At 47.1% G+C, this 23862-nt stretch carries 24 protein-coding genes and 1 pseudogene; 8 read left to right on the forward strand and 17 right to left on the reverse strand.

Going from position 1 to position 23862, the window contains the following annotated elements; all coding sequences use genetic code 11:
* Positions 1 to 164 precede the first annotated feature (164 nt).
* A complete protein-coding gene (locus tag MKZ04_RS15660) occupies positions 165 to 1256 on the forward strand; it encodes a branched-chain amino acid aminotransferase (RefSeq protein WP_341046290.1) in 1092 nt (363 codons plus the stop codon).
* A 233-nt stretch (positions 1257 to 1489) separates the two neighbouring features.
* Positions 1490 to 2752, forward strand: coding sequence for an MFS transporter (locus MKZ04_RS15665; protein ID WP_020453400.1), 1263 nt, complete (start codon positions 1490 to 1492; stop codon positions 2750 to 2752).
* A 103-nt stretch (positions 2753 to 2855) separates the two neighbouring features.
* Here the strand turns inward: MKZ04_RS15665 and licH are convergent, their stop codons facing one another.
* The 6 genes from licH to MKZ04_RS15700 form a co-directional block, all read right to left on the reverse strand.
* The gene (gene licH, locus MKZ04_RS15670; RefSeq protein ID WP_020453401.1) at positions 2856 to 4184 is read right to left on the reverse strand and encodes a 6-phospho-beta-glucosidase LicH; all 1329 of its coding nucleotides are present in this window, start codon (positions 4182 to 4184) and stop codon (positions 2856 to 2858) included.
* On the reverse strand, positions 4184 to 4513 hold the full coding sequence (locus MKZ04_RS15675; protein WP_020453402.1) for a PTS lactose/cellobiose transporter subunit IIA: 330 nt from the start codon (positions 4511 to 4513) through the stop codon (positions 4184 to 4186). The genes licH and MKZ04_RS15675 overlap by 1 nt, the downstream gene beginning before the upstream one ends.
* 15 nt (positions 4514 to 4528) lie before the next feature.
* The gene (gene celB, locus MKZ04_RS15680; protein ID WP_341046291.1) at positions 4529 to 5881 is read right to left on the reverse strand and encodes a PTS cellobiose transporter subunit IIC; all 1353 of its coding nucleotides are present in this window, start codon (positions 5879 to 5881) and stop codon (positions 4529 to 4531) included.
* 14 nt (positions 5882 to 5895) lie between these two features.
* The gene (licB, locus tag MKZ04_RS15685) at positions 5896 to 6201 is read right to left on the reverse strand and encodes a PTS lichenan transporter subunit IIB (RefSeq protein ID WP_003186297.1); all 306 of its coding nucleotides are present in this window, start codon (positions 6199 to 6201) and stop codon (positions 5896 to 5898) included.
* Between the two features lie 126 nt (positions 6202 to 6327).
* A complete protein-coding gene (locus tag MKZ04_RS15690; RefSeq protein WP_341046293.1) occupies positions 6328 to 8274 on the reverse strand; it encodes a BglG family transcription antiterminator in 1947 nt (648 codons plus the stop codon).
* A gap of 326 nt (positions 8275 to 8600) precedes the next feature.
* The gene (locus MKZ04_RS15700) at positions 8601 to 9191 is read right to left on the reverse strand and encodes a DNA-3-methyladenine glycosylase (RefSeq protein WP_020453407.1); all 591 of its coding nucleotides are present in this window, start codon (positions 9189 to 9191) and stop codon (positions 8601 to 8603) included.
* A gap of 226 nt (positions 9192 to 9417) precedes the next feature.
* Between MKZ04_RS15700 and MKZ04_RS15705 the strand changes: the two genes are divergently transcribed.
* From MKZ04_RS15705 to prpB, 4 genes are all read left to right on the forward strand, one after another.
* The gene (locus tag MKZ04_RS15705) at positions 9418 to 10089 is read left to right on the forward strand and encodes a GntR family transcriptional regulator (RefSeq protein WP_003186304.1); all 672 of its coding nucleotides are present in this window, start codon (positions 9418 to 9420) and stop codon (positions 10087 to 10089) included.
* A gap of 75 nt (positions 10090 to 10164) precedes the next feature.
* Positions 10165 to 11280, forward strand: a complete 1116-nt coding sequence (mmgD, locus tag MKZ04_RS15710) for a citrate synthase (protein ID WP_020453408.1) — start codon at positions 10165 to 10167, stop codon at positions 11278 to 11280.
* Positions 11281 to 11316: 36 nt separating this feature from the next.
* The gene (locus tag MKZ04_RS15715; protein WP_020453409.1) at positions 11317 to 12756 is read left to right on the forward strand and encodes a bifunctional 2-methylcitrate dehydratase/aconitate hydratase; all 1440 of its coding nucleotides are present in this window, start codon (positions 11317 to 11319) and stop codon (positions 12754 to 12756) included.
* A gap of 12 nt (positions 12757 to 12768) precedes the next feature.
* Positions 12769 to 13686 (forward strand): methylisocitrate lyase, encoded by a 918-nt coding sequence (prpB, locus tag MKZ04_RS15720; RefSeq protein ID WP_020453410.1) that lies wholly within the window; start codon positions 12769 to 12771, stop codon positions 13684 to 13686.
* 42 nt (positions 13687 to 13728) lie between these two features.
* Here the strand turns inward: prpB and MKZ04_RS15725 are convergent, their stop codons facing one another.
* The 4 genes from MKZ04_RS15725 to MKZ04_RS15740 all read right to left on the reverse strand — a co-directional run bounded on the left by MKZ04_RS15725 (position 13729) and on the right by MKZ04_RS15740 (position 17880).
* A complete protein-coding gene (locus MKZ04_RS15725; RefSeq protein ID WP_020453411.1) occupies positions 13729 to 14922 on the reverse strand; it encodes a chromate transporter in 1194 nt (397 codons plus the stop codon).
* Between the two features lie 12 nt (positions 14923 to 14934).
* A complete protein-coding gene (locus MKZ04_RS15730; protein ID WP_020453412.1) occupies positions 14935 to 15243 on the reverse strand; it encodes a PadR family transcriptional regulator in 309 nt (102 codons plus the stop codon).
* 144 nt (positions 15244 to 15387) lie between these two features.
* Positions 15388 to 17103, reverse strand: a complete 1716-nt coding sequence (locus MKZ04_RS15735; protein ID WP_026580303.1) for an ABC transporter ATP-binding protein — start codon at positions 17101 to 17103, stop codon at positions 15388 to 15390.
* 114 nt (positions 17104 to 17217) lie between these two features.
* A complete protein-coding gene (locus tag MKZ04_RS15740) occupies positions 17218 to 17880 on the reverse strand; it encodes a rhamnogalacturonan acetylesterase (protein ID WP_341047167.1) in 663 nt (220 codons plus the stop codon).
* 318 nt (positions 17881 to 18198) lie between these two features.
* On the opposite strand from MKZ04_RS15740, the pseudogene bslB (MKZ04_RS15745) reads away from it, so the two are divergent.
* Positions 18199 to 18783: pseudogene (gene bslB / locus MKZ04_RS15745) on the forward strand (biofilm surface layer hydrophobin BslB).
* A gap of 226 nt (positions 18784 to 19009) precedes the next feature.
* The gene (bslB, locus tag MKZ04_RS15750; RefSeq protein ID WP_023856950.1) at positions 19010 to 19483 is read left to right on the forward strand and encodes a biofilm surface layer hydrophobin BslB; all 474 of its coding nucleotides are present in this window, start codon (positions 19010 to 19012) and stop codon (positions 19481 to 19483) included.
* A gap of 40 nt (positions 19484 to 19523) precedes the next feature.
* Here the strand turns inward: bslB (MKZ04_RS15750) and MKZ04_RS15755 are convergent, their stop codons facing one another.
* From MKZ04_RS15755 to sigY, 7 genes are all read right to left on the reverse strand, one after another.
* Positions 19524 to 20753, reverse strand: coding sequence for a multidrug effflux MFS transporter (locus tag MKZ04_RS15755; protein ID WP_020453417.1), 1230 nt, complete (start codon positions 20751 to 20753; stop codon positions 19524 to 19526).
* A gap of 109 nt (positions 20754 to 20862) precedes the next feature.
* Positions 20863 to 21639 (reverse strand): ABC transporter permease, encoded by a 777-nt coding sequence (locus MKZ04_RS15760; RefSeq protein ID WP_020453418.1) that lies wholly within the window; start codon positions 21637 to 21639, stop codon positions 20863 to 20865.
* The gene (locus MKZ04_RS15765) at positions 21636 to 22523 is read right to left on the reverse strand and encodes an ABC transporter ATP-binding protein (protein WP_020453419.1); all 888 of its coding nucleotides are present in this window, start codon (positions 22521 to 22523) and stop codon (positions 21636 to 21638) included. Before MKZ04_RS15765 ends, MKZ04_RS15760 begins: the two co-directional genes overlap by 4 nt.
* On the reverse strand, positions 22523 to 22735 hold the full coding sequence (locus MKZ04_RS15770) for a PLD nuclease N-terminal domain-containing protein (protein WP_020453420.1): 213 nt from the start codon (positions 22733 to 22735) through the stop codon (positions 22523 to 22525). The genes MKZ04_RS15765 and MKZ04_RS15770 overlap by 1 nt, the downstream gene beginning before the upstream one ends.
* Positions 22732 to 22950, reverse strand: a complete 219-nt coding sequence (locus MKZ04_RS15775; protein WP_020453421.1) for a hypothetical protein — start codon at positions 22948 to 22950, stop codon at positions 22732 to 22734. Before MKZ04_RS15775 ends, MKZ04_RS15770 begins: the two co-directional genes overlap by 4 nt.
* Positions 22951 to 23274 carry a YxlC family protein gene (locus MKZ04_RS15780; protein WP_020453422.1) on the reverse strand — a complete coding sequence of 108 codons (324 nt, stop codon included), beginning with the start codon at positions 23272 to 23274 and terminating at the stop codon, positions 22951 to 22953.
* Positions 23271 to 23804 carry an RNA polymerase sigma factor SigY gene (gene sigY, locus MKZ04_RS15785; RefSeq protein ID WP_341046298.1) on the reverse strand — a complete coding sequence of 178 codons (534 nt, stop codon included), beginning with the start codon at positions 23802 to 23804 and terminating at the stop codon, positions 23271 to 23273. Before sigY ends, MKZ04_RS15780 begins: the two co-directional genes overlap by 4 nt.
* Positions 23805 to 23862 lie beyond the last annotated feature (58 nt).

Raw genomic sequence — 23862 nt, forward strand, 5'->3', positions numbered from 1 at the left:
TTCCCCCATGGGGAGTCCTTTTTTTGTCCGATTTAAATATTTAAAGTTTCCAAAAATTCTATTTTACAAATTTCTCTGAAATCTATTGCGATTATCAAGAGAAGGTTTAAAATAGAAGATAAATATTTTTTGGAAAAAGACTAGAAACGGCAGGGAGAATGAATATGACAAAACAAACGATCAGCGTACAGCTCAGTACAGCAAAAAAGCAAAAGCCAGAGGCTGACCGGCTCGAATTCGGCCGGACCTTTACCGACCACATGTTTATCATGGACTATACGGCTGAAAACGGCTGGCACGATCCGAGAATCGTTCCTTATCAGCCGATTGAAATGGACCCGGCTGCAATGGTTTACCACTACGGGCAGTCCGTTTTTGAAGGGTTAAAAGCTTACTTATCAAGCGAAGGCAGAGTTCTTCTGTTCAGACCTGAAAAAAACGTCGAGAGGCTCAATAAATCCAACGACCGCCTCTGCATTCCGCGGGTTGACCCTGACACCGTTCTGGAAGGGCTGAAGCAGCTGGTTCAGATCGACAAAGAGTGGATTCCTCAAGCTGAGGGGACATCCCTTTATATCCGTCCGTTCATTATTTCAACGGAACCGTACCTCGGCGTCGCCCCGTCCAATATGTATAAAATGCTGATCATTTTATCGCCGGTCGGATCTTATTACAAAGAAGGCATCCGCCCTGTGAAAATTGCCGTTGAAAGCGAATTTGTCCGTGCTGTGGCAGGCGGTACAGGCAATGCGAAAACGGCCGGCAACTACGCGGCGAGCCTGAAGGCTCAGGAAGTGGCGGAAAGCAAAGGCTTCTCGCAAGTACTTTGGCTTGACGGAGTAGAAAAGAAATACATTGAAGAAGTAGGCAGCATGAACATCTTCTTCAAAATCAGCGGTGAAATTGTCACTCCGGCTCTAAACGGAAGTATTTTGGAAGGCATTACGAGAAATTCCGTCATTCATCTATTAAAACAATGGGGACTTTCCGTAACCGAAAGGAAAATTTCAGTTGATGAACTGGTTCAGGCTCACAAAGACGGTCTGCTTGAAGAAGCGTTCGGCACCGGAACCGCCGCTGTCATTTCCCCGGTCGGCGAGCTGATCTGGAAAAACGAAAGCCTTGTGATCAACAGCGGACAAACAGGCGAAATCGCCAAAAGGCTCTACCAAACGATCACCGGTATTCAAAAAGGCGCTTTGCCTGACACATTCGGCTGGACAGTTGAAGTTGATAAAGTCAGCCAATCCTGCTAAGCGGTTTAAGCTCTCTTTTGCAAAAAAGAGGGCTTGCACCCTTATCGCGAAATGTACCGGCGGCAGGCTCTGTTTCCACACCGCTCGCCCCTCTTTTTCATTCCGCCTAGTCAATCCCCCGCACAAAACGATTCCATTTTATATATTTTATGTTAAAATTATCAATAACCACACCGGAAAGGAGAGATTATCCGTTCTCATGTAACATGCAAATCAAGAAAGGACGCTGAACAATGGATCAAACAAAATTGAGCGTCTGGGAAAAGAATTACACGTTCCTTTTCATCTCCAGGCTAATCAAAATCTCGGCTGACTGTTTTGCCTTCAACTCTATTTTATGGTTCTTAATTTTTGACGGAAAAGGTGCAATCGGCACCTCCCTGCTTCTTGCCGTCACTTTCCTCCCCGAAGCCTTTTTGGCGCCGGTTACAGGGCCTTTAGTCAAAAGAAGCGCCCTGAAATTCTGGATGTATTTTTCGGATTTAACAAGAGCAGCCGTCGTCATTACAATACCGATTTGCTACTTAAACGGCTTTTCACCGATGTGGTTTGTTTTAGGGCTCATGATCATCCATTCGGCAACTGGTGCGACTTATAACCCGGCGTCGATTACGCTGATTCCGCAGATCGTGAACGAAAATCTCATCCAAAAAGCCAACGCGATTCTCCAGTCTTCTTCAGAAATCATCAGGCTGGGAGCCGTTACATTGTGCGGTGTGCTGCTGACTTTTATCGGTCCTGCAACGACTTTGGTCTTTTCATTTATCTTTTATATCATATCGGGCCTATTCGTGCTTTGCATCAAATACACCATCATCCGGAATCAATCACAATCTAAGTCTCTTGCTCAAAGAGGTACATATTTTGCGAGATTAAAAAGAGGATTTACATTGGTGAAAAACCACAAAATATTATATCCGCTGGCGATTTACTGCATCTTCATGAACCTGGCGGCTTCACCCTGGGAAGCCCTTTCTGCGGTATATGTTGCAGAGGATTTAAACGGAACGCCGTTCATCCACTCGCTGCTGAAGGCTACGACGGCAGGAGGAGCATTTTTACTTGGTTTTATCCTTGCAAAAGTAAAAATCAACAGGTACGGACTCCTTTTCATCACGGCAGGCATTCTTGAAGGTGCGGCTTATTTTATCGCTGGACTGAATACTTTCCTGCCGCTCGTATTTCTCGCAGCCTTTGCATTCGGAGCAGCCATCAGTTCGATCAATGTCCCCGAATTCACGATTATCCAGACATCTGTCGAAGGGGATGACCAGCCTCAAGTGTTCGCAGTCATCCATATGATCACAAATCTATCGCTTCCTTTAGGAGCAATTGCCTGCGGATATGCCGCAAAAACGCTTGGCGCGGGAAGCGTGATCGCAATCGGCGGCTTCATCGAAATCATTGCGGGCATCGGCATCCTCATATTCACTCAGCTTGCCAAAGCCCGGCAGTCAGATCTGGTCAAAGAAAAAGAAGCAAGCGCAAATATGTAGGCATGAATGGGACGGCCGCTGTTTCGCCGGGCCATTCGGACACGGCGGCGCCTATATCTTATTAAAAGGTTCCGGCTGACACACCGGAACCTCAATTTTATTCCTATGCTTCTACAGATCTAAAAAACTGCGGAAGATGCTCTTTATGCGCTTCAAGCATTTCGTCCAGTATTTGTTTCGCAATCTTGTCGGACGGAACGAGCGGGTTGATTGTCATGGCGACAAGCGCGGTGTTGTAATCACCTGTAACAGCCGCTTCAGCCGCAACGCGTTCGAATGATTTGATTTGCTGGACAAGGCCCCTCACGGTGACAGGCAAATCTCCGACCGCGATCGGTTTCGGCCCGTTTTTCGTCATGACACAGTTGACTTCCACTGCGGAGTCATCCGGAATGCTTGCGATCGCTCCGTTATTCATCGTGTTGACAGGCTGAATATCGTGCTTGTCATTATAAATCGAGCTGATCAAATTGCAGGCGGCATCACTGTAATATGCGCCGCCGCGCTTTTCAAGCTGGGGCGGTTTGATCGCCAGCTCCGGATCTTTATACAGCTCAAACAATTCCTTTTCAACTTGCTGAACGACCTCTGCACGCGTCCCTTCCGTTTTTGAAGCCTCCAGTTCATGTTCAAGCATCTCCTGCGTTTTGTAGTAGTAGCGGTGGTAGCCGCACGGAATCAGGCCGAGCCCCCGGATAAAGTCAGGTTCCCACGATTCTCCGGAAATGTTTTTCATCGTCATCGCATTTTCGGGATCTGCCATCGCTTCGATCACTTTGTCTTTGACGCTGACGCCGTCCAGGAAAACGTCGAGTCCGAACACCATATGATTTAATCCGGCAAATTGAATGTTTATGCGGCTTTCATCAACATCAAGCGCTTTTGCAACCCCCATCTTCATGCCGATCGGCACATTGCAGAGCCCGACGACTTTTTTCAAATTAGAGTAGCGGAGCAGTGCTTCAGTCACCATGCCTGCCGGGTTGGTAAAGTTGACAAGCCACGCGTCAGGGCACAGTTCTTCGATGTCTTTTGCAATCTCAAGGATGACCGGAATGGTGCGGAGCCCCTTGAAAAGACCGCCCGGTCCATTTGTTTCCTGTCCGATCACCCCGTATTTTAATGGAATTCGTTCATCTTTTGCCCTCGCTTCGAGCAAACCGACGCGGAATTGCGTCGTGACAAAATCAGCGTCTTTTAAAGCCTCCCTGCGGTCGAGCGTCAGATGGACTTCGATCGGGACGCCCGCTTTTTCGACCATTCGCTTCGCCAGCGTGCCGACGATATTGAGTTTTTCTTCCCCTTCCGGTATATCGACGAGCCAGAGCTCGCTGACCGGAAGTTGGTCATGCCGTTTGATTAATCCCTCGACAAGCTCGGGCGTATAACTAGAACCTCCGCCAATTGTTACGATTTTCAATCCTTTTTTCATCAATTGACACCTCCGTGGACATTCATTTTTTCATACAGCTCGACAATCTCCGCGGCCAAATCTTTCATGGTCATCGCATTCATTAAATGATCTTGGGCATGAATCATGAGAAGTGAGGGTTCGGTTTTCGCCCCCTTCGCTTCATTTTGAATCAAAGCTGTCTGAAAATGATGCGCCTTGATCAGTTCTTCGTCAGCCGCCCGGATCTTTTCTTTTGCAGCGGCGAAATCTCCCTTTTTGGCTTCGGCTATCGCTTCCATGCAAAAGCTCCTGCCGTTTCCTCCGTGAAGGATAATTTGAAATATCGTTCGTTCCAATTCCTCGGACATCTTGGCACCCCTTTTCTATACACTGGCCTGTTGACCATCGATTACGGCCGTTCCGGCCTCCAGTTCGCTCTCTTCTCTCAGCTTTTGTAGATCCCACATTCTAAAGAACGGATAGTATACGACAAACGAGATCAACAAATTAATCAACTGCATGACCGCTCCGGAAATTTTCCCTCCTGTTGCTAAATATCCGGAAAAGCCGGGCGGCATTGTCCACGGCACCGCAATCCCAGCCGGCTTTGCGACAAGACCTGTACTCATTCCAATATAGGTTGCCGTTAACATTAACAGCGGCGACACGATGAACGGAATCAGCAGCATCGGATTCATGACGATCGGCATGCCGAAAATAATCGGTTCGTTGATGTTAAAAATAGCGGGACCGATGGCTAATCTGCCGAGCTGTTTCATCTGTTTGCTTCGCGCTCTAACAAACATCGTAATGACCAAAGCCAAAGTGGCGCCGCTTCCGCCGATGTTAACCCAAATCTCAAAAAACTGTGTCGTAAATATGTTTGGGAGCGCTTCACCGGCTTGGAAAGCGAGACGGTTTTCGTCCATCGCACCGTACCAGATCGGCGACATCACTCCGCCGACAATGTTTGCTCCGTGAAGGCCGCAGGACCACAGCAGCATTTTCACAGTTTCGGCTATAAGGCTTCCGCCGAGACTGCCTCCAAGGATGGATAGAGGTGTGCCTAAAAGTACGTTGACGACATTATGGAGGCTTCCAAACGGCGTCATCTCAATTAAAAGGCGCGCCCCCCAAATCGAGCCGATAACGGCGAATCCCGGAATCAGAGCGATAAATGATTTGCTGACAGCCGGCGGTACGCCGTCCGGCATTTTGACGACAATATCCTTTTGAACGACCCAGCGGTAAACCTCAGTCGAGAACATTGCAATCAGCATGCCGACAAACAGACCTTTGCTTCCCATTAATGAAATCGGGATGCCGCCCGACACTAAAATTTCCTCTGTTGCGCCTTCCGGTGTGAACGGAATCTGGTAGGGGGTCGCAAGCAGAAAAGCTGCTACGGCAATGGCACCTGATGACAGAGCATCAATGTCGTATTTTTCGGCCAGCCGGTAGGCGATGCCGAACGTTGCGATCAACGCCATAATGTCAAAGCTGACATTAACCGGGTAGCTTAATTTATCAGCCCATTGCTCGCCGAAAATCCCCGCCATGAATTCCGGATATCCCGGAATCGGCAAATTGGCTAAGATGAGAAACAGCGATCCGATAATGATTAATGGCATGGTCAGAATAATACCGTCTCTGAGTGCCTGCAAATGGCGCTGGGCGGCAATTCTGCCGGCAACCGGCATGACCTTCTTCTCTAAAAACGCATTAAACTTATTCACTTGTGCCGCCTCCTTTAAGAGCCGGCAAGCTGTTCGGCGGATTTTAACACTTCTGCCCCATTACAAGTTCCGTAATGGACCGTATTGATGACATCGACGGGTACACCTTTCGATTCTCCTAATTTTTTTAATTGCGGGAGCATGTAACGGACTTGCGGGCCAAGAAGCAATACGTCAGCTTTATCGATATGATTCTGAACCTCTCCTCCGGAAACGGCCCAGATTTTATAGTCTTTGCCTTGTTCCTCTGCACTTTTTTCCATTTTCGTCACAAGCAGACTCGTTGACATTCCTGCAGCGCAAGCTAGTAAGATATTCATGTTCATATGTCCCCCTTTTACGTATCGTGTATGATCTCTTTTACAGTTCCATCATACAATGAAACCGTTTTCATATACACTTAATGATTTTCCTCAGTGAAGAGGAAAAAAGACAAGGGGACATCTTCATTTTGCATATCGATGAGCCGGCCCGCTTTTTTTGAAGACGGACATAAACTCCCCGTACGTTTTGCATTTCAGAAGCTCCCGAACAATGACCCTGTCATCTAAAACACGGCCCAAAAATTTGTACATCTCTTGCAAATTTGCTGTATTGTCCTTTTCCACGCAAAGAAGGCAAACGAATTGAACCCTCTTATTCTCCCAGACTATCGGTTTTTGCAGCGTACAAACCGCCCAAAAAGTCGAATCGGTTTTTGGTGCCATCGGATGCGGAATTGCAACCAGATTACCGAAGCAAGTGGGCGCAACGGCCTCCCGTTCAAAGACGGAGGCTTCAAGCCCAGCGTCTGCAAGCCCTGATTGCTTCACTTTTCCGCACAGAAAGCGGAGGACCTCCTCTCGGGAAGACAGACTTTCCTGCAAAAAGACGAGCTGTTTTTTCGTATAGGTCGAAGCGATTCCGTCATCTTCAGCAAGTACCTGTTCTATTTTCGTTAAATCTCCCCCTCCCAATATGGCGTTAACTTGAATCACCGGAATAGGAAGATCAGCGGACAGCGGTATGGTGCTGATGACAAAATCGAGTGCATGGAGAGACATTTGATTCAGCTTGTAGTAATCAACTGTTCCAAGGATTTCAAGCTTTGAACCGAATGTAGCCCGCAGTCTGTCTTGAAGCAGCATGGCGCTTCCGGCTCCTGACGCGCAGACAATCATGCAGCGTTTTGAGGGCCTGTTCATGTTTCGTCTTTCCATGGCTGCGCCGATATGCAGAGCGAGATAGCCGACCTCGCTTTCCTGAATGTCAAATCCCGTCTCTTTTTTGATGACTTCACCAGCTTGAATCCCGGCTTCAAATGCGAGGGGATAATTGGCTTTAATTGCGTCCAGCATCGGATTTCTGATATTCATGCCGTATCTGCAGCGATTCAGAGCCGGTTTCAGGTGAAGACCGAGACCGATTTTTAATTCTTTGTCATTCCCAATGCCAAGGGTAAATTTTTGATCGATGGCTTTCATGATCAATTTCGTCAGCCGGTCTGTCTCTTCATCCATCATATTTTCGATTGCATCGCTGCGAATGGAGGCCATAACCGTCCTTTTCGCGCCAAGCAGATGGATGGCGATGTAGGCCGTTTCTTTATCCGGAAATGCCACTTGCAGCTTTTGTTCAAGAGTGCGGACAATCTCCTTCGCCACTTCATATTCTTTATGATTCATAATCTCCTTTACATCTTTGGAATAAAGAGAAACATGTTTGCCGCTTCGAATACGTTTGCATGCAATGGCGACGTGAATGAGAAGGTTGTTTAGTCCGATATCTGAAAGAGAAATGTGATCTTCGCTTATTTTTTCTAAAATCGTCTGACGGATCATAGCCAGCTCTTCTTTTGGGAGGATGGATATCCGGGTGTTCATAATATCAATATCCGTTTCCCGCTTTGGAAAAAGGTGCTCTGCGATGCAGGATCGCAGCTTCATCTCATCTCCCTTCAGCTTAAAGCCGTAATTCGGTTTGATCTCCAGTTCGATGTCGTAAGGTTTAAGCCTTTTCTTCACATCTCTCATATCGTTTTGGACCGTCGATTTGCTGATAAACATCTCACCGGCTAAATCTTCAAGTTTGACATACTCCTCAGTTAAGAGAAGCCTTTTTAATAAATAGAGAATACGCTCATTCGGAAAAACGGGAGTAGAAAGCTCTTCATGAAATGTGTGCTGCAGAAGCTGGCGAAAGAGGCGGTCATTCTTGATGGAGAGCCGATAGCCTGCACCTCTGATCGATTGAACGGCAGCGCCGTTTTTGGAGAGAAGCCGGTCTAATTCTTTCACATCTGACCTGATCGTCCGAGAGGTCACATTTAGCTCATTGGCCAAATATGTGCTGGTTAACGGTGATTCTGCTCCTATCAATTCGCCGAGGATAAGCTTAAGCCGAGCATTGAGCATAGAAAAAGACCCTCCCACTAAGATACTTGAACCGAGACCAAACCCATACACTCAGGTATATTCATTCTTTTTGTGAAATTTGTCTCATAGTTAAGTAAATTCTATTATGGCTGCGCTTTCAAGTCAATTTGGCCTTTCTCCAAGAAAAAAAGCCGGTTTACCCGGCTTTCAGATTCTTTTTCTCTCTTCGGCTTTTGATGATTTTCCATGCGATCGGATAGATGACAGGCGCCCATTTGACGGCGCTTTTAAACACTTTTTTCATAGCTTGACTCCCTCCTGTTTTTTTATTGTTTTCCCTGTTGAACGGGAGCCAAACCTTTTAACTATCTTGAGACATAGCGGTTTTCTTTTATCCAGAAACGCCAAGGGTATTCCCTCGCTTCTCCAGAGTTGTCAATTCCAATTCGCGGGCCGCACAAAATGTTCTGAGGTTCATATCCCTTTGCGATATAAAGCGGCGGCGATGTCAGCGGTCTGCCGTAATCGTTCATCGTGATGGAAAGCGCTTTTGTCAGCTTTCCCGGTCCGTTCGTCCAATCGCGCGGTTTCTTTCCGCTCCTTCGCTTCTCCATCAGCGCGAGGCCTTCATGGGGTTCAAGCGCTCTGATCAGCACGGCCTCAGGTTCATCGGCTCCTCCGCTTACAACATTGATGAGTGTGTGGGTGTGCATGGTGTACGTATAGACCAAGCCGGCTTCATGAAACATGATTTCCGTACGTTTCGTCCGGCGGTTGCCGTAGCTGTGCGCCGCTCTGTCCCCGGGCCCTCTATAAGCCTCTGTCTCCACAATATATCCTGAAGCAGTCCCTTCTTCTGTTTCCTTGACAAGAAGACAGCCTAACAGGGATTGAGCGAGTTCAATTGTTGGTTTGCTATAAAATTCGAGCGGGAGAGGTTCGTGAGCTGGATTCATTTTTGGATGGCCTCCTTTTTGCTCAAAGGCGAAATGCCTCTTTGTCGATTGTGATATATTTTACCATTTTCGACAGACGGGATGCCAGAAAATGAAGGTGCCTTGATTAAGATGAGGATCTCCCATTGATTTTATTTTTCAGTCTTTCATGGATGACATTGACATATCTGTATTATTGTATACAATAATAATTATATTCTGAAAAAAGGAGGCGAAAGCTTTTTTCATGCACTCTTCAAATCCAGTCAAAAGACAGTCTGCAAGTGATTACGCTTACAATGAATTAAGAACGAAGATCATCGAACTTGAATACCCTCCCTCTGAACAGCTTGCTGAAGACAGTCTTGCAAAGGGTTTAAACATCAGCAGAACTCCTCTTCGCCAGGCTCTTTACCGGCTGGAGCTTGAAGGATTGGTCAGTAAACAGCCGAACGGCCGGCTTCGCGTATGCCCGATTTCGCTTGCTGAAGCGAAAGAGGTTTTTAAAGTTCGGGAAGCGCTTGAAGGACTGCTCACTGCCGAAGCCGCACAGCTGGTGACACCGGAGAGCCTTCATCAGCTTGAAGACCGCATCGAACTGATGAAACTGGCTGCCGTAAAGGGCCGCAAAACAGATACGGTCAAATACGGATCAGAATTTCATTCCATCTTGCACGCCATCAGCACAAACGCAACCGCAAAACGTTTTCTGGATCAGCTTGAAAGCAGGATCGAACGGTATCGCAGAATCAGCGGATACAAAAATCCTGACTACAAACCGTCTGTATCTTTCAATGAACACTTGGACATTTTTAATGCCGTCAAAGAAAAAAACAGCGTTTTGGCAGAAGCCGCCATGCGTTCCCACATTAAACGAAGCTTGCGTTCCATTGAAGAAACGCTGGAACGTTCATACTAATCCGCCGAACAGCCAATGCCATTCTCACAGCACGTTTTTGACACAAAAGTTAAAAAACGAATAAGAGGTGGAAAAATGGGCAAACAAGGTGTATTTAAACCGGGATTAGAAGGCGTTATTGCTGGGGAAACGAACATTTCCTTCTTAGATACGGAAGCGGAACAAATCGTCATTAAAGGCTATGATTTAATCGAACTTGCAGAACAAAAAACATATCTTGACCTCGTCTATCTCCTCCTTCAAAATAAACTGCCTGATCCAATGGAATTGCAAGGAATTGAAAGCGCTATAAAAAATTCGTATGAACTGCCCGGCGGAATCTATACCATTCTGAAGGCGCTTCCGAATAACACCCATCCGATGGATGCGCTCCGAACCGGGATTTCCGCTTTAGCTGGATATGATCCTGAATTGAATGACAGGTCTCCATCAGCAAACAGAAGCAAAGCGCTGCGCTTGATCGCACAGGTTCCGAATATTACCGCCAACAGCTACCGCATCCTTCACCAGAAAAATGTCATCACGCCTGATAAACAGCTTTCATTCAGCCAGAACTTTTTATACATGCTGACGGAAAAAGAACCGACTCCGGAAGAAACAGCCGTCTTTGATCAGACATTAATGCTGTACAGCGAGCACGAAATGCCGAACTCCACATTTGCCGCAAGAGTCATCGCATCGACAAACACAGACATATACGGTGCTTTCACAGGCGCCGCTGCATCGCTTAAAGGACATTTGCACGGCGGCGCGAATGAAGCAGTGATGTACATGCTGCTCGAAGGAGAAACAAAATCGGGCTTCTGCAAGCTGATTGAGCATAAGTTAAGCAGAAAAGAAAAAATCATGGGCTTCGGCCACCGCGTCTATATGAAAAAAATGGACCCGCGCGCAGCCCTGCTGAAAAAGGCGCTCTATTCGCTATCTCATAAAACCGGCCGACAGGATTTATATGAGATGTGTGATGCCGGTGAAAAGCTGATGCGCGAAGAAAAAGGCCTGTATCCGAACCTCGACTACTATGCGGCTCCGGTCTATTACCTGCTCGGCATACCGATCGATCTCTATACTCCGATATTTTTCGCGGCACGTTCGGTCGGTCTAAGCGCGCATGTCATTGAACAGCACGAAGACAACAGGCTATTCCGCCCGAGAGTTCACTATACCGGACCGCGTCATCTTCATCCATAGTTCGCCTTTGATTCAGAAAGAAGGGAGATAAATGTTATGAAAACAGAAAGTCAAACGCTCCAAAATTGCGATCAATTGCTGGAAGAGATCGCAGACTATACGGTAAATGCCAAGATTTCAAGCGAAGAAGCGATTGAAACCGCCCGTTACGTCTTAATGGATACACTGGGCTGCGGCATTTTGGCGCTCAAATACCCGGAATGCGCCAAACATCTCGGCCCGATTGCCCCGGGTACCGTCGTCCCGAACGGCACCCGCGTCCCGGGAACGCAATTTGAGCTCGATCCTGTTCACGGAGCCTTCAATATCGGCTGCATGATTCGCTGGCTCGATTATAATGACACATGGCTGGCAGCCGAATGGGGCCACCCGTCAGATAACCTTGGAGCGATTTTAGCCTGCGCTGACTATGTCAGCAGGCAGCGGCTCGCGGCGGGCAAGGAACCGCTCACCATTCACGATGTATTAACGGCAATTGTGAAGGCTCATGAAATCCAAGGCGTCCTTGCTCTCGAGAACAGCTTAAACAGAAACGGGCTTGACCATGTGCTGTTTGTAAAAGTCGCCTCCACTGCTGTGGCATGCTCACTATTGGGGGGGACAAAACAGGATGTTGTCAATGCCGTCTCCCAAGCCTGGGTCGATAATTCAAGCCTGCGGACGTACCGTCACGCTCCGAATACCGGTTCGCGAAAGTCCTGGGCTGCCGGTGATGCGACAAGCCGCGGCGTGAGGCTCGCAATGATGACCTTGAAGGGCGAAATGGGATATAAAACCGCTTTGTCCGCTCCAATGTGGGGTTTTCAGGATGTCTTATTCGGCGGAAAAGAATTGACGCTCGCCAGACCGCTCGACTCTTATGTCATCGAAAATGTCCTTTTTAAAATTTCGTATCCGGCGGAATTCCACGCACAAACGGCTGCTGAAGCCGCGATCAAGCTTCACCCTGAAGTGAAGAACAGACTTGATAACATTGATCAAATCGTGATCACGACGCACGAATCGGCCATCCGGATTATCGACAAAACGGGAGAATTACACAATCCGGCTGACCGTGATCACTGCCTTCAGTATATAACAGCGATCGGGCTGATCTACGGCGATATTACCGCTGACCATTACGAAGACGAAACCGCGCAAAATCCGGAAATCGACAGACTGCGCGAAAAAATGACCACAGTCGAAAACAAACAGTATTCTACCGATTATCTCGACCCGGAAAAACGCTCGATCGCCAACGCTGTTCAAGTGTTTTACAAAGACGGCACACAATCGCAAAAAATCGCGATCGAATACCCGATTGGTCATCGGCGCCGCCGCAACGAAGGCATCCCGCTGTTAAAAGAAAAGTTCACCAATAACTTAAAAACGCGCTTTCCGGCGGGGCAAGCGGAGCGAATCAACGCCCTGCTGAATGACCCTCGCCAATTAAGCGGTACACCTGTGCCGGACTTTATGGAATTGTTTGTGATTTAGGAGGTTTTGAATATGTGGATTGTCTCGAAACAATCAACTCAGGAAGAACTGGCCAATACATTCAGAAAGCTGATGAAAGCGCCTGATATTTTGAAAATACCAGGCGTTCATGACGGGATGGCAGCCATTACCGCAAAAAACATCGGCTTCAAAGCGCTCTACCTCTCCGGGGCAGCCTACACGGCAAGCCGCGGACTCCCTGACCTCGGAATGATTCATTCCCAGGAAATCGCTGAAAAAGCCAGCGAACTTGTGAGAGCCGCAAATCTTCCGCTTTTGGTCGATATCGACACCGGCTACGGCGGTGTCCTAAATGCGGCGCGCACGGCGGCCGAAATGGCTGAAAGCCGGGTCGCAGCCGTTCAAATCGAAGATCAGCAGCTGCCTAAAAAATGCGGACATTTAAATGGAAAGACGCTTGTCCCGGCAGAAGACATGATCGCAAAAATTAGAGCGATAAAAGAAACCGCCCCTTCACTCGTCATTGTGGCACGCACGGATGCAAAAGCAGCGGAAGGAATGGAGGCCGCCGTCAGACGCGCCAATTTATATGCCGACGCGGGAGCCGATGCCATCTTTCCGGAAGCATTAACGAACGCAGCTGAGTTCAAGGAAATGGCCTCATCCATTAAAGTGCCGCTCCTCGCCAATATGACCGAATTCGGAAAAACGCCTTATTACACGGCTGACGAATTCCAAATGCTCGGCTGCAGCATGGTTATTTACCCGGTAACCTCCCTGCGCGCTGCCGCAAAAGCTTATGAACGGGTCTTCGCAGAAATTTTCGAAAAAGGCACGCAAAAGGGTGTGCTCGATGACATGCAGACGCGCGAAGAATTATATGATGCGATTCAATACTACGACTATGAAAAATTGGACGAAAATATCGCCAAAACGGTGCTTCCCGAAATCGGAAAAGAACATCGTTAATACGAGAAAAAAGGCTGCCGAATTGTCGGCAGCCTTCTCCATTTACAGCAGTTGCATCAATGCACCGCCGGCAGCACCGGCTGCAACGATGATCCATGGCGGAAGCTTCCAGTAGACAAGCAGGCTGAATAAAACCGCGGCGAATGCAAAATCAACCGGCGCCAATATCGAGCTGGTCCAGATCGGATGATAAAATGCGGAAATCAATATTCCCACAACGGCTGCATTCACTCCCATTAAAGCGCCTTTCACTTTAGGATTGCGGCGCAGCGTATCCCAGAAGGGCAGCGTCCCCAAAATCAGCAGGAACGCCGGCAGAAAAATCGCCGCTGTGGCGAGCATTCCGCCTTGCCAGCCGCTGATCACCGCACCAAGATATGCAGCGAATGTGAACAAAGGCCCCGGGACAGCTTGAGCGGCTCCATACCCGGCTAGAAAAGCCTCTTCGCTTAACCAGCCCGTCGGTACAAATTCCCGTTCTAATAACGGCAGGACCACATGCCCTCCGCCGAAGACTAAAGAACCCGACCTGTAAAAACTGTCAAACATGGCAATCCAGCTGGAAGATGTCAGTTCTCTGAGCATCGGCAGCAGTATGAGAAGCCCGAAAAACAAGCTGAGACAAACCGCCGCAAAACGGCGCGACACTGGAAATCGCATGACAGAATCATCTGTCTCAACTTGCTCTTTATAGATGAGATAACCGGCGAAAGCGGCGAGCAGGATGACTCCGACCTGTGTAAAAGCCGTCTGCCAGAGAAGGGTGGCGACTAGAGCAAACAGCGCGATCGCCTTGCGCCTTTTATCAGGTGTCAGCTTTTGCGCCATCCCCAAAACAGCATGGGCGACTACGGCTACGGCTACGATTTTCAACCCATGAATCCAGCCGGCTGTCCCGATATCGAAGCCTTGCAGAATCATAGCAAATAATACGAGTGCTATGACAGATGGGAGAGTAAACCCGATGAACGCTAAGATGCCTCCAATGATGCCGGCTCGCATGACGCCGATTCCGATCCCCACCTGGCTGCTGGCAGGGCCGGGCAGGAACTGGCATAAAGCGACCAGATCGGCATAGTTTTTTTCGTCCATCCATTTTCTTTTGCGGACATATTCAGCATGAAAATATCCCAAATGGGCGATCGGGCCTCCGAACGATGTCAATCCAAGCCTGGTTGAAACGAATAGAATTTCAAGCAGCGACCTCAAGCTTCTGTCCGCTTTATGCTTTGTCATGATTTCACTCCTCTATTCTTTAATTTCTTTAAACAGTTCATATGCTTTCAACCTTGCTTCCTTCAGTACGCTTGCTCCTTTTTCCGTAGTTGAGTAGTATTTTCTGATTTTCCCGTCCACATTCTGTTCTTCTTTTCGAAGAAGTCCGTCAGATTCCATTGAATGAAGGATCGGATACAGCGTTCCCGCACTGATGTTATATCCGTGCTCTTTCAATTCCTCAAGCATCCACAAGCCGAAAATCGGATGTTCGCTGGCGTGGTGCAAAATATGAATTTGAATAAATCCCAGAAATAGCTTTCGCAATACTTTATCTTCCAATACCGCACCCCCTTTAACGAAACTCAATATCGAAATCCGATATCGACAGTTTATAACGAAAGTGTAGCATCGGTTCTCTCTCTTTTCAAGGTCTTTTGCCCTTAAAAAAACAAGCCCAAACATGGGCTTGCCTGTTTCAAACATTTACGACTGATACTGTACACGATGAAGATTCGCAAAAATACCGCCGCGCTCAACCAGTTCATCATGTGTTCCTTCTTCTGCGATTCCGTTTTCTGTCACGACCACAATCCGGTCGGCATTGCGGATCGTAGCAAGTCTGTGAGCAATGACAAGCGTCGTCCTGTCTTTTGCGAGCTCTGTCAAAGCGTTTTGAATCACCTGCTCCGTCTCTGTGTCAAGTGCTGATGTGGCTTCGTCCAATATGAGAATCGGCGGATTTTTAAGAAACATCCTGGCGATTGCGATCCTTTGCTTTTGGCCCCCTGACAGCTTCAGCCCTCTTTCGCCGACTTGGGTCTCATAACCGTCCGGGAGCGACTCGATCAGCTGTTCTAAATGCGCCATTTTGGCGGCCCGCTGAATCTCTTCATCTGTCGCATCCAGTTTTCCGTAGGCGATGTTTTCGCGGAGCGTCCCCGTAAAAAGAAACACATCCTGCTGGACGATGCCGATTTGCGAACGGAGAGAACGTTTTGTCATGTCGCGAATATCGATGCCGTCAATTGTGATAGACCCGCCGTCTATATCATAAAAACGCGGAATCAGCGAGCTGATCGTCGTTTTGCCCGCTCCCGAAGGGCCGACAAAAGCGACCGTTTCTCCGGCTGTAATTGACAGATCGACGCCTTGCAGAACAGGTTTATGTTTTTCATAGCCGAACGTCACATTCTTGAAGACGATGTTTCCTTCCAACAGCGGAACATCAATCGCATCTTTGCGGTCGACAATCTGCGGCTTTGTATCGATCAACTCCGTAAACCGCTTAAATCCTGCCATTCCTTTCGGATAAAGCTCCAAAATGGCGCTGATTTTATCAATCGGCTTAAACAACACGTTGACATAAAGAACAAACCCGACGAATTCCCCGTAGGACATATTCCCGGAAAAACTGAGCCAAGCTCCGTACACAAGCACTGCCAGAATCATCAGCCGCGTCATCAAAAAGGTCCCCGCAGTCGTGAAAGCCATCGTTTTGTAGCCTTTCAGCTTCGCCTTGCGGAACTTTTGATTGTTCTTTAAAAACCGGGAAATCTCAAAGCGTTCATTCGTAAAAGATTGAACGACGCGAACGCCTGAGACGCTGTCCTCAACCCTGGCGTTAACATCGGCAATTTCGCTGTACATCTGGCGCCAAGCGCGGTTCATCCTGATATTTGAATAAGTGATTAAAATAATCAATAACGGCACAAACAGAACAGCAACCAAGGCAAGCTTCACATTAATCGTCAGCATGATCCAAAATGCACCGAAAAAGGTCATCACGGCGATGAACAAATCCTCCGGTCCGTGATGGGCCAGCTCTCCGATATCAAACAGATCATTTGTGATGCGGCTGATGATATGTCCAGTTTTTGTATTGTCAAAGTATCGGAAAGATTGGCGCTGTACATGTTGGAAAAGCTCCTGGCGCATATCCGTTTCAATATTGATGCCGAGCTTATGCCCGAGATAATTGACAATGTATTGCAGGCCCGTGCTGAGCAAATAAATCAGTAAGAGGCCGATGCTTACCCAGACAATTTCAAGCCAGTCTCCCCCGGGAATCAGCGTATCGATGAACCACTGAACGACTAGGGGAAAAGCCAGCTCAAGCACTGCGACGATGATCGCGCTGCTGAAATCGATGAAGAACAGACGTTTATGAGGTTTATAGTATGAAAAAAAGCGGCGTATCATAAGATGATGTGCACTCCTTTTGAGAATCTTTACGAGATTGATCGTATCACAGTTTGGCATCGGAAGTGCAAAAATTTTGAAAAATAATTGAAAATTATTCTCAAGTAGACTGTTTTATAAAGAAATTCCCGTTTCTTTTGCTCCCTGTGCAACAAGCTTAGCCATTTCATTTGCACCGAAATCGCAAAAATGGGTGTCGTCCCTGGCTCCGTCCGGATAGTTGGGTTGTTCCCCCGGTTCAAGCCATAAAAACAGCTTTTTGGAAGCTTCCGGGCCCAGCGATTCAAGCAATTGACGGCTTTTGGAGGCGAGATCGATGAGCGGCACCCGAAGCTCTTCAGCAAGCTGTATCATCGCATCAGGATAGTCGCCGTGGGTATTTTTGAACCGGCCGTCGCTTTCAAATGATCTTCTCTGGACCGGTGTAATGAGGACCGGATTGGCTTTTTTTAACCGGGCGTCATCTATATACCGGCGCAAGTGCTGCTTGTAAGTCGTATATGGCTCTGTATAGCGATCATCCGGCTTTTGGTCGTTATGACCAAACTGGACAAACAAATAATCGCCGCTTTGGATCTGTGTCATGATTCGCTCCAGCCTGCCTTCTTCAATAAAGCTTTTTGAACTTCTCCCTGATGCCGCTTCATTGCGGATCAAAACACCGTCGCTTAAAAACGCGCCAATTTTCTGTCCCCAGCCTGCACGCGGCGCCCTGTCGCTATCATAATCGCAAACCGTTGAATCCCCGGCCAAAAACCACTGAACGTCTCTCATTATCCATCCCCCTCATTCCTTTTTGTTTTATATTAAAAGGCCCCTCAAAGAACCGCAACCCAACATACATATTTGCCCATTTTGTTCTTTATACGACTCCTTTTTATAAAAAAGGCTATAAATTGATAAAAAACTATCAATTTATACTAATTTTTTTTAGAAATTTATCTAAAAATATTTACTTGGATGGTAAATGGTGATAGATTAAGTAAACAAGAAAAGGAATATAGTTGATCGCGATCTCGTTTCTACCTTTTCTTGAAAATAATAGGACGTCCTCTATTTTTTAACTTTAACATTGCATTTAGGAGGAACTTATCGATGCTTAAACGAAAATTCATTCGCAAAATCAGTGTTGCTCTATTAGCTTCTGCAGCATTGTTTTCATTTATCATTCCTACCCAAGGGGCAAATGCCCAAGAGGTGAAAACAAATCATTTTAGAGGACCGATCTTTTGTCCGCCGCCATTCAAGCCGTGGCCTAAGCCGCAGCCGCCTCAAAAACCGCAGCCGGATTATCCGCAACCGGATAACCCGACTCAGAAGCCTGTGCTTGAGGCAAAAACCATTAACAGCAATAAAGAGTGGTCAACTTCTGACATCTAAATTACTTATAAACCAAACACTTTTGTGGGTTCAAGCTATGTTGAATTTCATTTTCCATACCGTTTTCATGCAAGCACAAGAGATACACTAAATGGAAAAACACTTGACTATACACAAATTTTAAATGATGGACAAACGGTCCGAGTTCCCGTCTATGCTTTAAGCTCTTCTGAGTTCAAATTAGTGATGGTTCGGAAAACGCTCCCAAATGCAGGGACTCACAGAATTACTGCTGAACTTCAACAAAATGGAAAAAACATCAACCATGCTGAAACAACTTTGGAGATTGTTCCTCGTTAAATCAATGTTCGGCCTGCCGGCATCAATTTGCCGGCAGCTGTTCTGCTGTATTTCCCTTTACATATCATGCATTTTTTAAAAGTTTTTAGAATTTTCCTCAAAAAATATTTACTTGAATGGTAAACGGTGATAGATTGATGGGGCAGGAAAAGGAATATAGTAGATGATGAACTTATTTTTTCCTTTTTCATCTTTTTTAACAACATTCATTAGGAGGGGGAAGTACATGTTAAAACGTAAATTTATCGGTAAAATGGGAGTCGGGCTATTAACTTCGGCAGCATTGTTTTCTTTCATTCTTCCGACGGAGGAAGCGAGCGCCACTTTTTTCAGAAATGCTCCGACGCTTCATGTCGAAACGGTTGACAGCAACAAAGAGTGGACAACCTCAGACATTGAAGTCACTTACAAACCGAACTCTTTTGTCGGTGCAAGCTATGTTGAATTTAACTTTCCATACCGCTTCCATGCGAACACAAGAGATTCGCTGAACGGCAGAACACTGAACTATACACAAATTTTAAATGACGGGCAAACCGTCAGAGTGCCGGTTTATGCTTTCAGCTCTTCTGCGTTCAAACTGGTCATGGTTCGGAAAACGCTGCCAAACGCAGGAACCCACAGAGTCACTGCGGAGCTGCAAAAGTTTGGACGAAACTACAACCACGCTGAAGCTACAGTTGATATCCTGCCACGCTAAAACATTTCAGCCTGCCGGCAAAAGAACCGGCAGGCTTTTTTCATTTAAGCGCTGCCCGCCGAACCAGCATGTTAAAACAAGCGAGCGCGCTGATATTGCAAAACAGAATGACGACTGCCATCGGTAAAGCTGTATGGCTTCCGCCAATACCGACGAGCGGCGCCGCGGCAGCTCCTAAAATAAACGGAAGCAGTCCTAAAAGCGCAGATGCGCTTCCGGCCGATTTTCCCTGGCTCTGCATCGCTAAGGATCCGCTGGTCGTCGTCACGATTCCGATGCAGGAAACCACGACAAACAGCGGAATTAAAATCAGAATCAGCGGTGCTTTGAAAAAGACAGAAACAAATAAAACAACGCTTGCGGTAAAAGACAGCAGCAAACCGCTCCGCAAAAGGGAAGCTTCGCCGAACCGACCGGCAAGCCTGCCCGTAATCTGGGCTGCGATAATGATGCCCAAGCCGTTTAATGCGAAACAAAAACTAAAGGCTTGCGCCGACAATTTGTAAATGTCCTGCAAAACAAACGGAGAGGCCGATATATAGCCGAACATCCCCGCTACGATCAGCCCTTGCGCCAAAGCGTATCCCATAAAAGTGCGCTGGCCGAAGAGCCTTCCAAATGATACAAACGTCTCTTTAAACCCGCCTGCCGTGCGGTTTTCCGGAGACAGCGACTCTTTCACCCCGAATATAACGGACAAAATCATCAGCAAGCCAAAAAGGCCGATAATGAAAAATACGCCGTTCCAAGTCGTCCATTTCATCAGCTGGCCGCCCGCTACCGGGGATATGATAGGCGCAATCCCGTTAACCAGCATCAAGAGCGAAAAGAACTTTGTCAATTCTGTACCAGAATATAGATCACGGGCAATCGCGCGTGATATGACAATGCCGCCTGCACCCGCTGCACCTTGAATAAAGCGCATCGCAATCAAGACCCATACAGAGGATGTCATAGCACATAAAAATGAGGCCGCGGCAAAAACGGACAGCGAAACGATCAGCGGGAGCCTTCTTCCAAGGACATCGCTGAAAGGACCGATGACAATTTGGCCGATTGCCAGCCCCAGTAAACACGATGTTAAACTGAGCTGAACGACGGAAGCATTCGTATGTAAATCAGATGCCATCTGTGGAAGGCCGGGCAAATATAAATCGATCACAACCGGACCGATTCCCGATAAAATACCCAATATGACAGCGATCCATACCCTGTTCGGCTTAGCTTTTGACTGAGCCGCAAGATCTGCCTGGCTGTTAAGCGTACCCATTGGATCACTCCTTTTTTATATTTTGAAATACGCCCTCGAAACCTTTCAATGTATTGTACACCTTAAGCTATGAAGATAACAATTAGAAAAACCGGGCAAGCCCGGCTGATTAGTAAGATTCATATCTTTTAAAAACAAAAACGGTGCACATGAACAAAAGAAGCACAATTCCCAAAGACGAAAACACCATCCAGCCGAAAGCATTATCCCATGAACCATGCATGATAAAATAGTCAGCCTGGCTTTTCGCCTTATCAGGCATCCATTCGGTAAAACGGGGAAATAAGGAACCCGCCAGTGAAACGAAGGCGATGGAACTGATGCTCATGCCGGCAATCCCCCCGATATGACGAAACAGGGCACCGAAAAACATCGTGACCGACATGACAAATACAATCCATATACTGTACACGAATAAGCTAAATAAGAACCGGTCAAATTCAACCTTTCCGAATAGAAGGTTTGTATAATAAAAAGCTAACCCGTAGCTCACAGCAAACGAAACCAATACGAGCAGCACCTGCTGAAGCCACTTGCTGCCGATATACTGCAGCGGGCTGACAGGTCTCGCCATCACTAATGAAAGGGATCCTTGGTTTCGTTCGTGGACAATGCTGCCCATCACACTGAAAACGAAAATTGCAGTACCAATCGTGCCGAACTGGGACAAGGTGCTCGCCATCACCTCTTCACTTCCCGGCTTTGGTATGTCGATCACAGCTCCCTCAGGCAAATTCCCGGCCATATCGATAATCTGAGGCATATAATACAGGGTGAGCGGCTGAATCAAGCCCAGAAGGATCAAAATGACTGGCAGCCAAAGCAGCTTTCCGTCCCTCCAGCTTTCCGTCCATTCTTTTTGAAATAACATAAAAAATGAATTCATAGCCCCATCACCTTCAAATACATATCTTCCAAGGACATCGTTTTTTGTTCAAAACGAACAATCGATACTTGCCTGCTCAAGCATTCAGCTAACAGCCGGCGGCTGTCAGACCGATCTGTTAAATAAAATTCAGCTTGTGAAGGCTTATGATACACGACTTTGCTGACATAAGGCAGGTGTTCCAGCCATCCTTCAAGGCTCTCTTCAGCTGTCAGGATATAAGATGGCTTTAAATGCCGGTTCTTCAATCTGTGAAGCGGACCGGACCATTTGACAGCCCCTTCTTTCAGCATGATCACTTGATCGCACACCTCTTCGGCATCATGCAGCACATGAGTCGAAAATAGAATTGTCATCTTCTTTTTTAATTCTTTCATCATATCAAGGACTTCGCGCCGCCCCGCCGGATCGAGCGCAGAAACAGGTTCATCCAAAATCAACAGGCTCGGCTCATGAACCAAAGCCTGCGCAAGCCCGAGCCTTTGCTTCATTCCTCCTGAAAAACCGCTGATTTTCCGGTCTTCTTCCTTTTCCAGACCGACATAGCGCAAAGCGGTTCGACTCTTTTCCAGGGCTTCACGACGTTTCATTTTAGAAAGTCTTGCAGCAAACACCATATATTCCAAAGCTGTCATCCATGAAAAAAACGCAGGATGCTGAGGCAAATATCCGATTTCCAGCCTGTTTATCGATTCCCTCCCCAAAAAGCGGATGCCTCCTGATGTAGGCGCCAATAAACCGGAAAGCATTTGCAATGTCGTCGTTTTTCCCGCTCCGTTCGGCCCGAGAAGGGCAACGCATTGCTGATATTCAAGGTCGAAGCTGACATTTCGGACAGCTTGGTGCTGCTGATACATTTTTGTTAAACCATTGACGGACAGCATCACACCCGCCTCCTCTCATATGTTTTTTTACCGATGATAAAGTAAGAGACGGGACCGACAAAACTGATCCCGAAAATGATCAAAATCCACATCCACTTTGGGCCATTCGTTTTCTCCTGTTTGATACAATTGACCAATGCGGACACTGCTAAAATGAAATACAGAACAATGAAAGGAGCGAGCAGCGCCCAAGGTATATCTGTTTCAGTCATGATGACGGCCTCCTTTTCTTATGAAACGGCCTTACAACAAATAAATAATAGAATAATAAAGGCATCGGTGTTTGGATCAAGCCCCATATGCCCCAAAACCACGCATTGGCTCCTTTTTTCTTCGCATTAAGAAATAGAAAGATACTCTGCGCAAATAAAAGCGGTGAAATGTAAAGCAGCAGCATCAATTTTTCCTGAGTCATATCAAGATTCATTTAATCAGCCTCCCCGTCAGCCGCACGCCGCCTTTTTTCTAATAGGGCGAGCGCCGGCAGAAATATAAGCGCCGCACCCTGCACCATGATAAAAACAGCCGGCACTTGAACGGAAATCGTCAAGTAAGCCGATAAAATCACCAGCGCCATGACGATAAAACAAAGCAATTCCTTTTTGAGCGCCCGCTTGCGTTCTTGCTTAAACCGCGCTAAACGCTGATTCAGTTCAAATACTTGAGGAACCGGCGGCACAAAAGTATCATCCATTCTTTCGAGTTCGCGTTTCAACTGTGTAATCGTTTCTTTTTCGTCTCGGTCGTTCACTGTCCCCACTCCTTTCGAATCTTCTTTAATCCATGATGCACGCGCGATTTGACGGTACCTTCTTTTATTTTCAGCATGTTTGCCACTTCAGAATAAGTAAACCCGTAATAGTGCCTTAACAAGATTGGCATTCTGAACTCTGGCTCAAGAGCAGCAAAAAGCTCCAAGTATTCGCTCCATTCGTGGCCGTGAAGGGCAGACTTCCATTTCATTTTTCGCAAGGCTTCCTCTCCTGCTGCTTGCGTTTTGCGGTTTTCGCGTTTTTTCCGGCGCTGATGGTCGATAAACAGCCGGGAAGCAATTGAAATCAGCCATGTTGAAAATTTCGCGTTGCCTTGAAACTGATGAAGGCTGACATACGCTTTCAGCATCGTTTCCTGGACCAAGTCCTCTGTGAGATCTGGGTTCAGCGTTAATTTCAGAACATATTGATATACAAAAGGATAGTGAAGCTGAAACAGTATCGTAAAAGCCTCATCTTCCCCGTCTTTTGCCCGTATGATCAGTTCTTTTTCATCTGCTTGATCCACTAAAACGCCTACCCCCTTTCTTTTTGTCTCTGTATCTAGGACGACGGCTGCAAGCAAA

The organism is Bacillus sp. FSL W7-1354, from assembly GCF_038002405.1.
Lineage (GTDB): Bacteria > Bacillota > Bacilli > Bacillales > Bacillaceae > Bacillus > Bacillus paralicheniformis.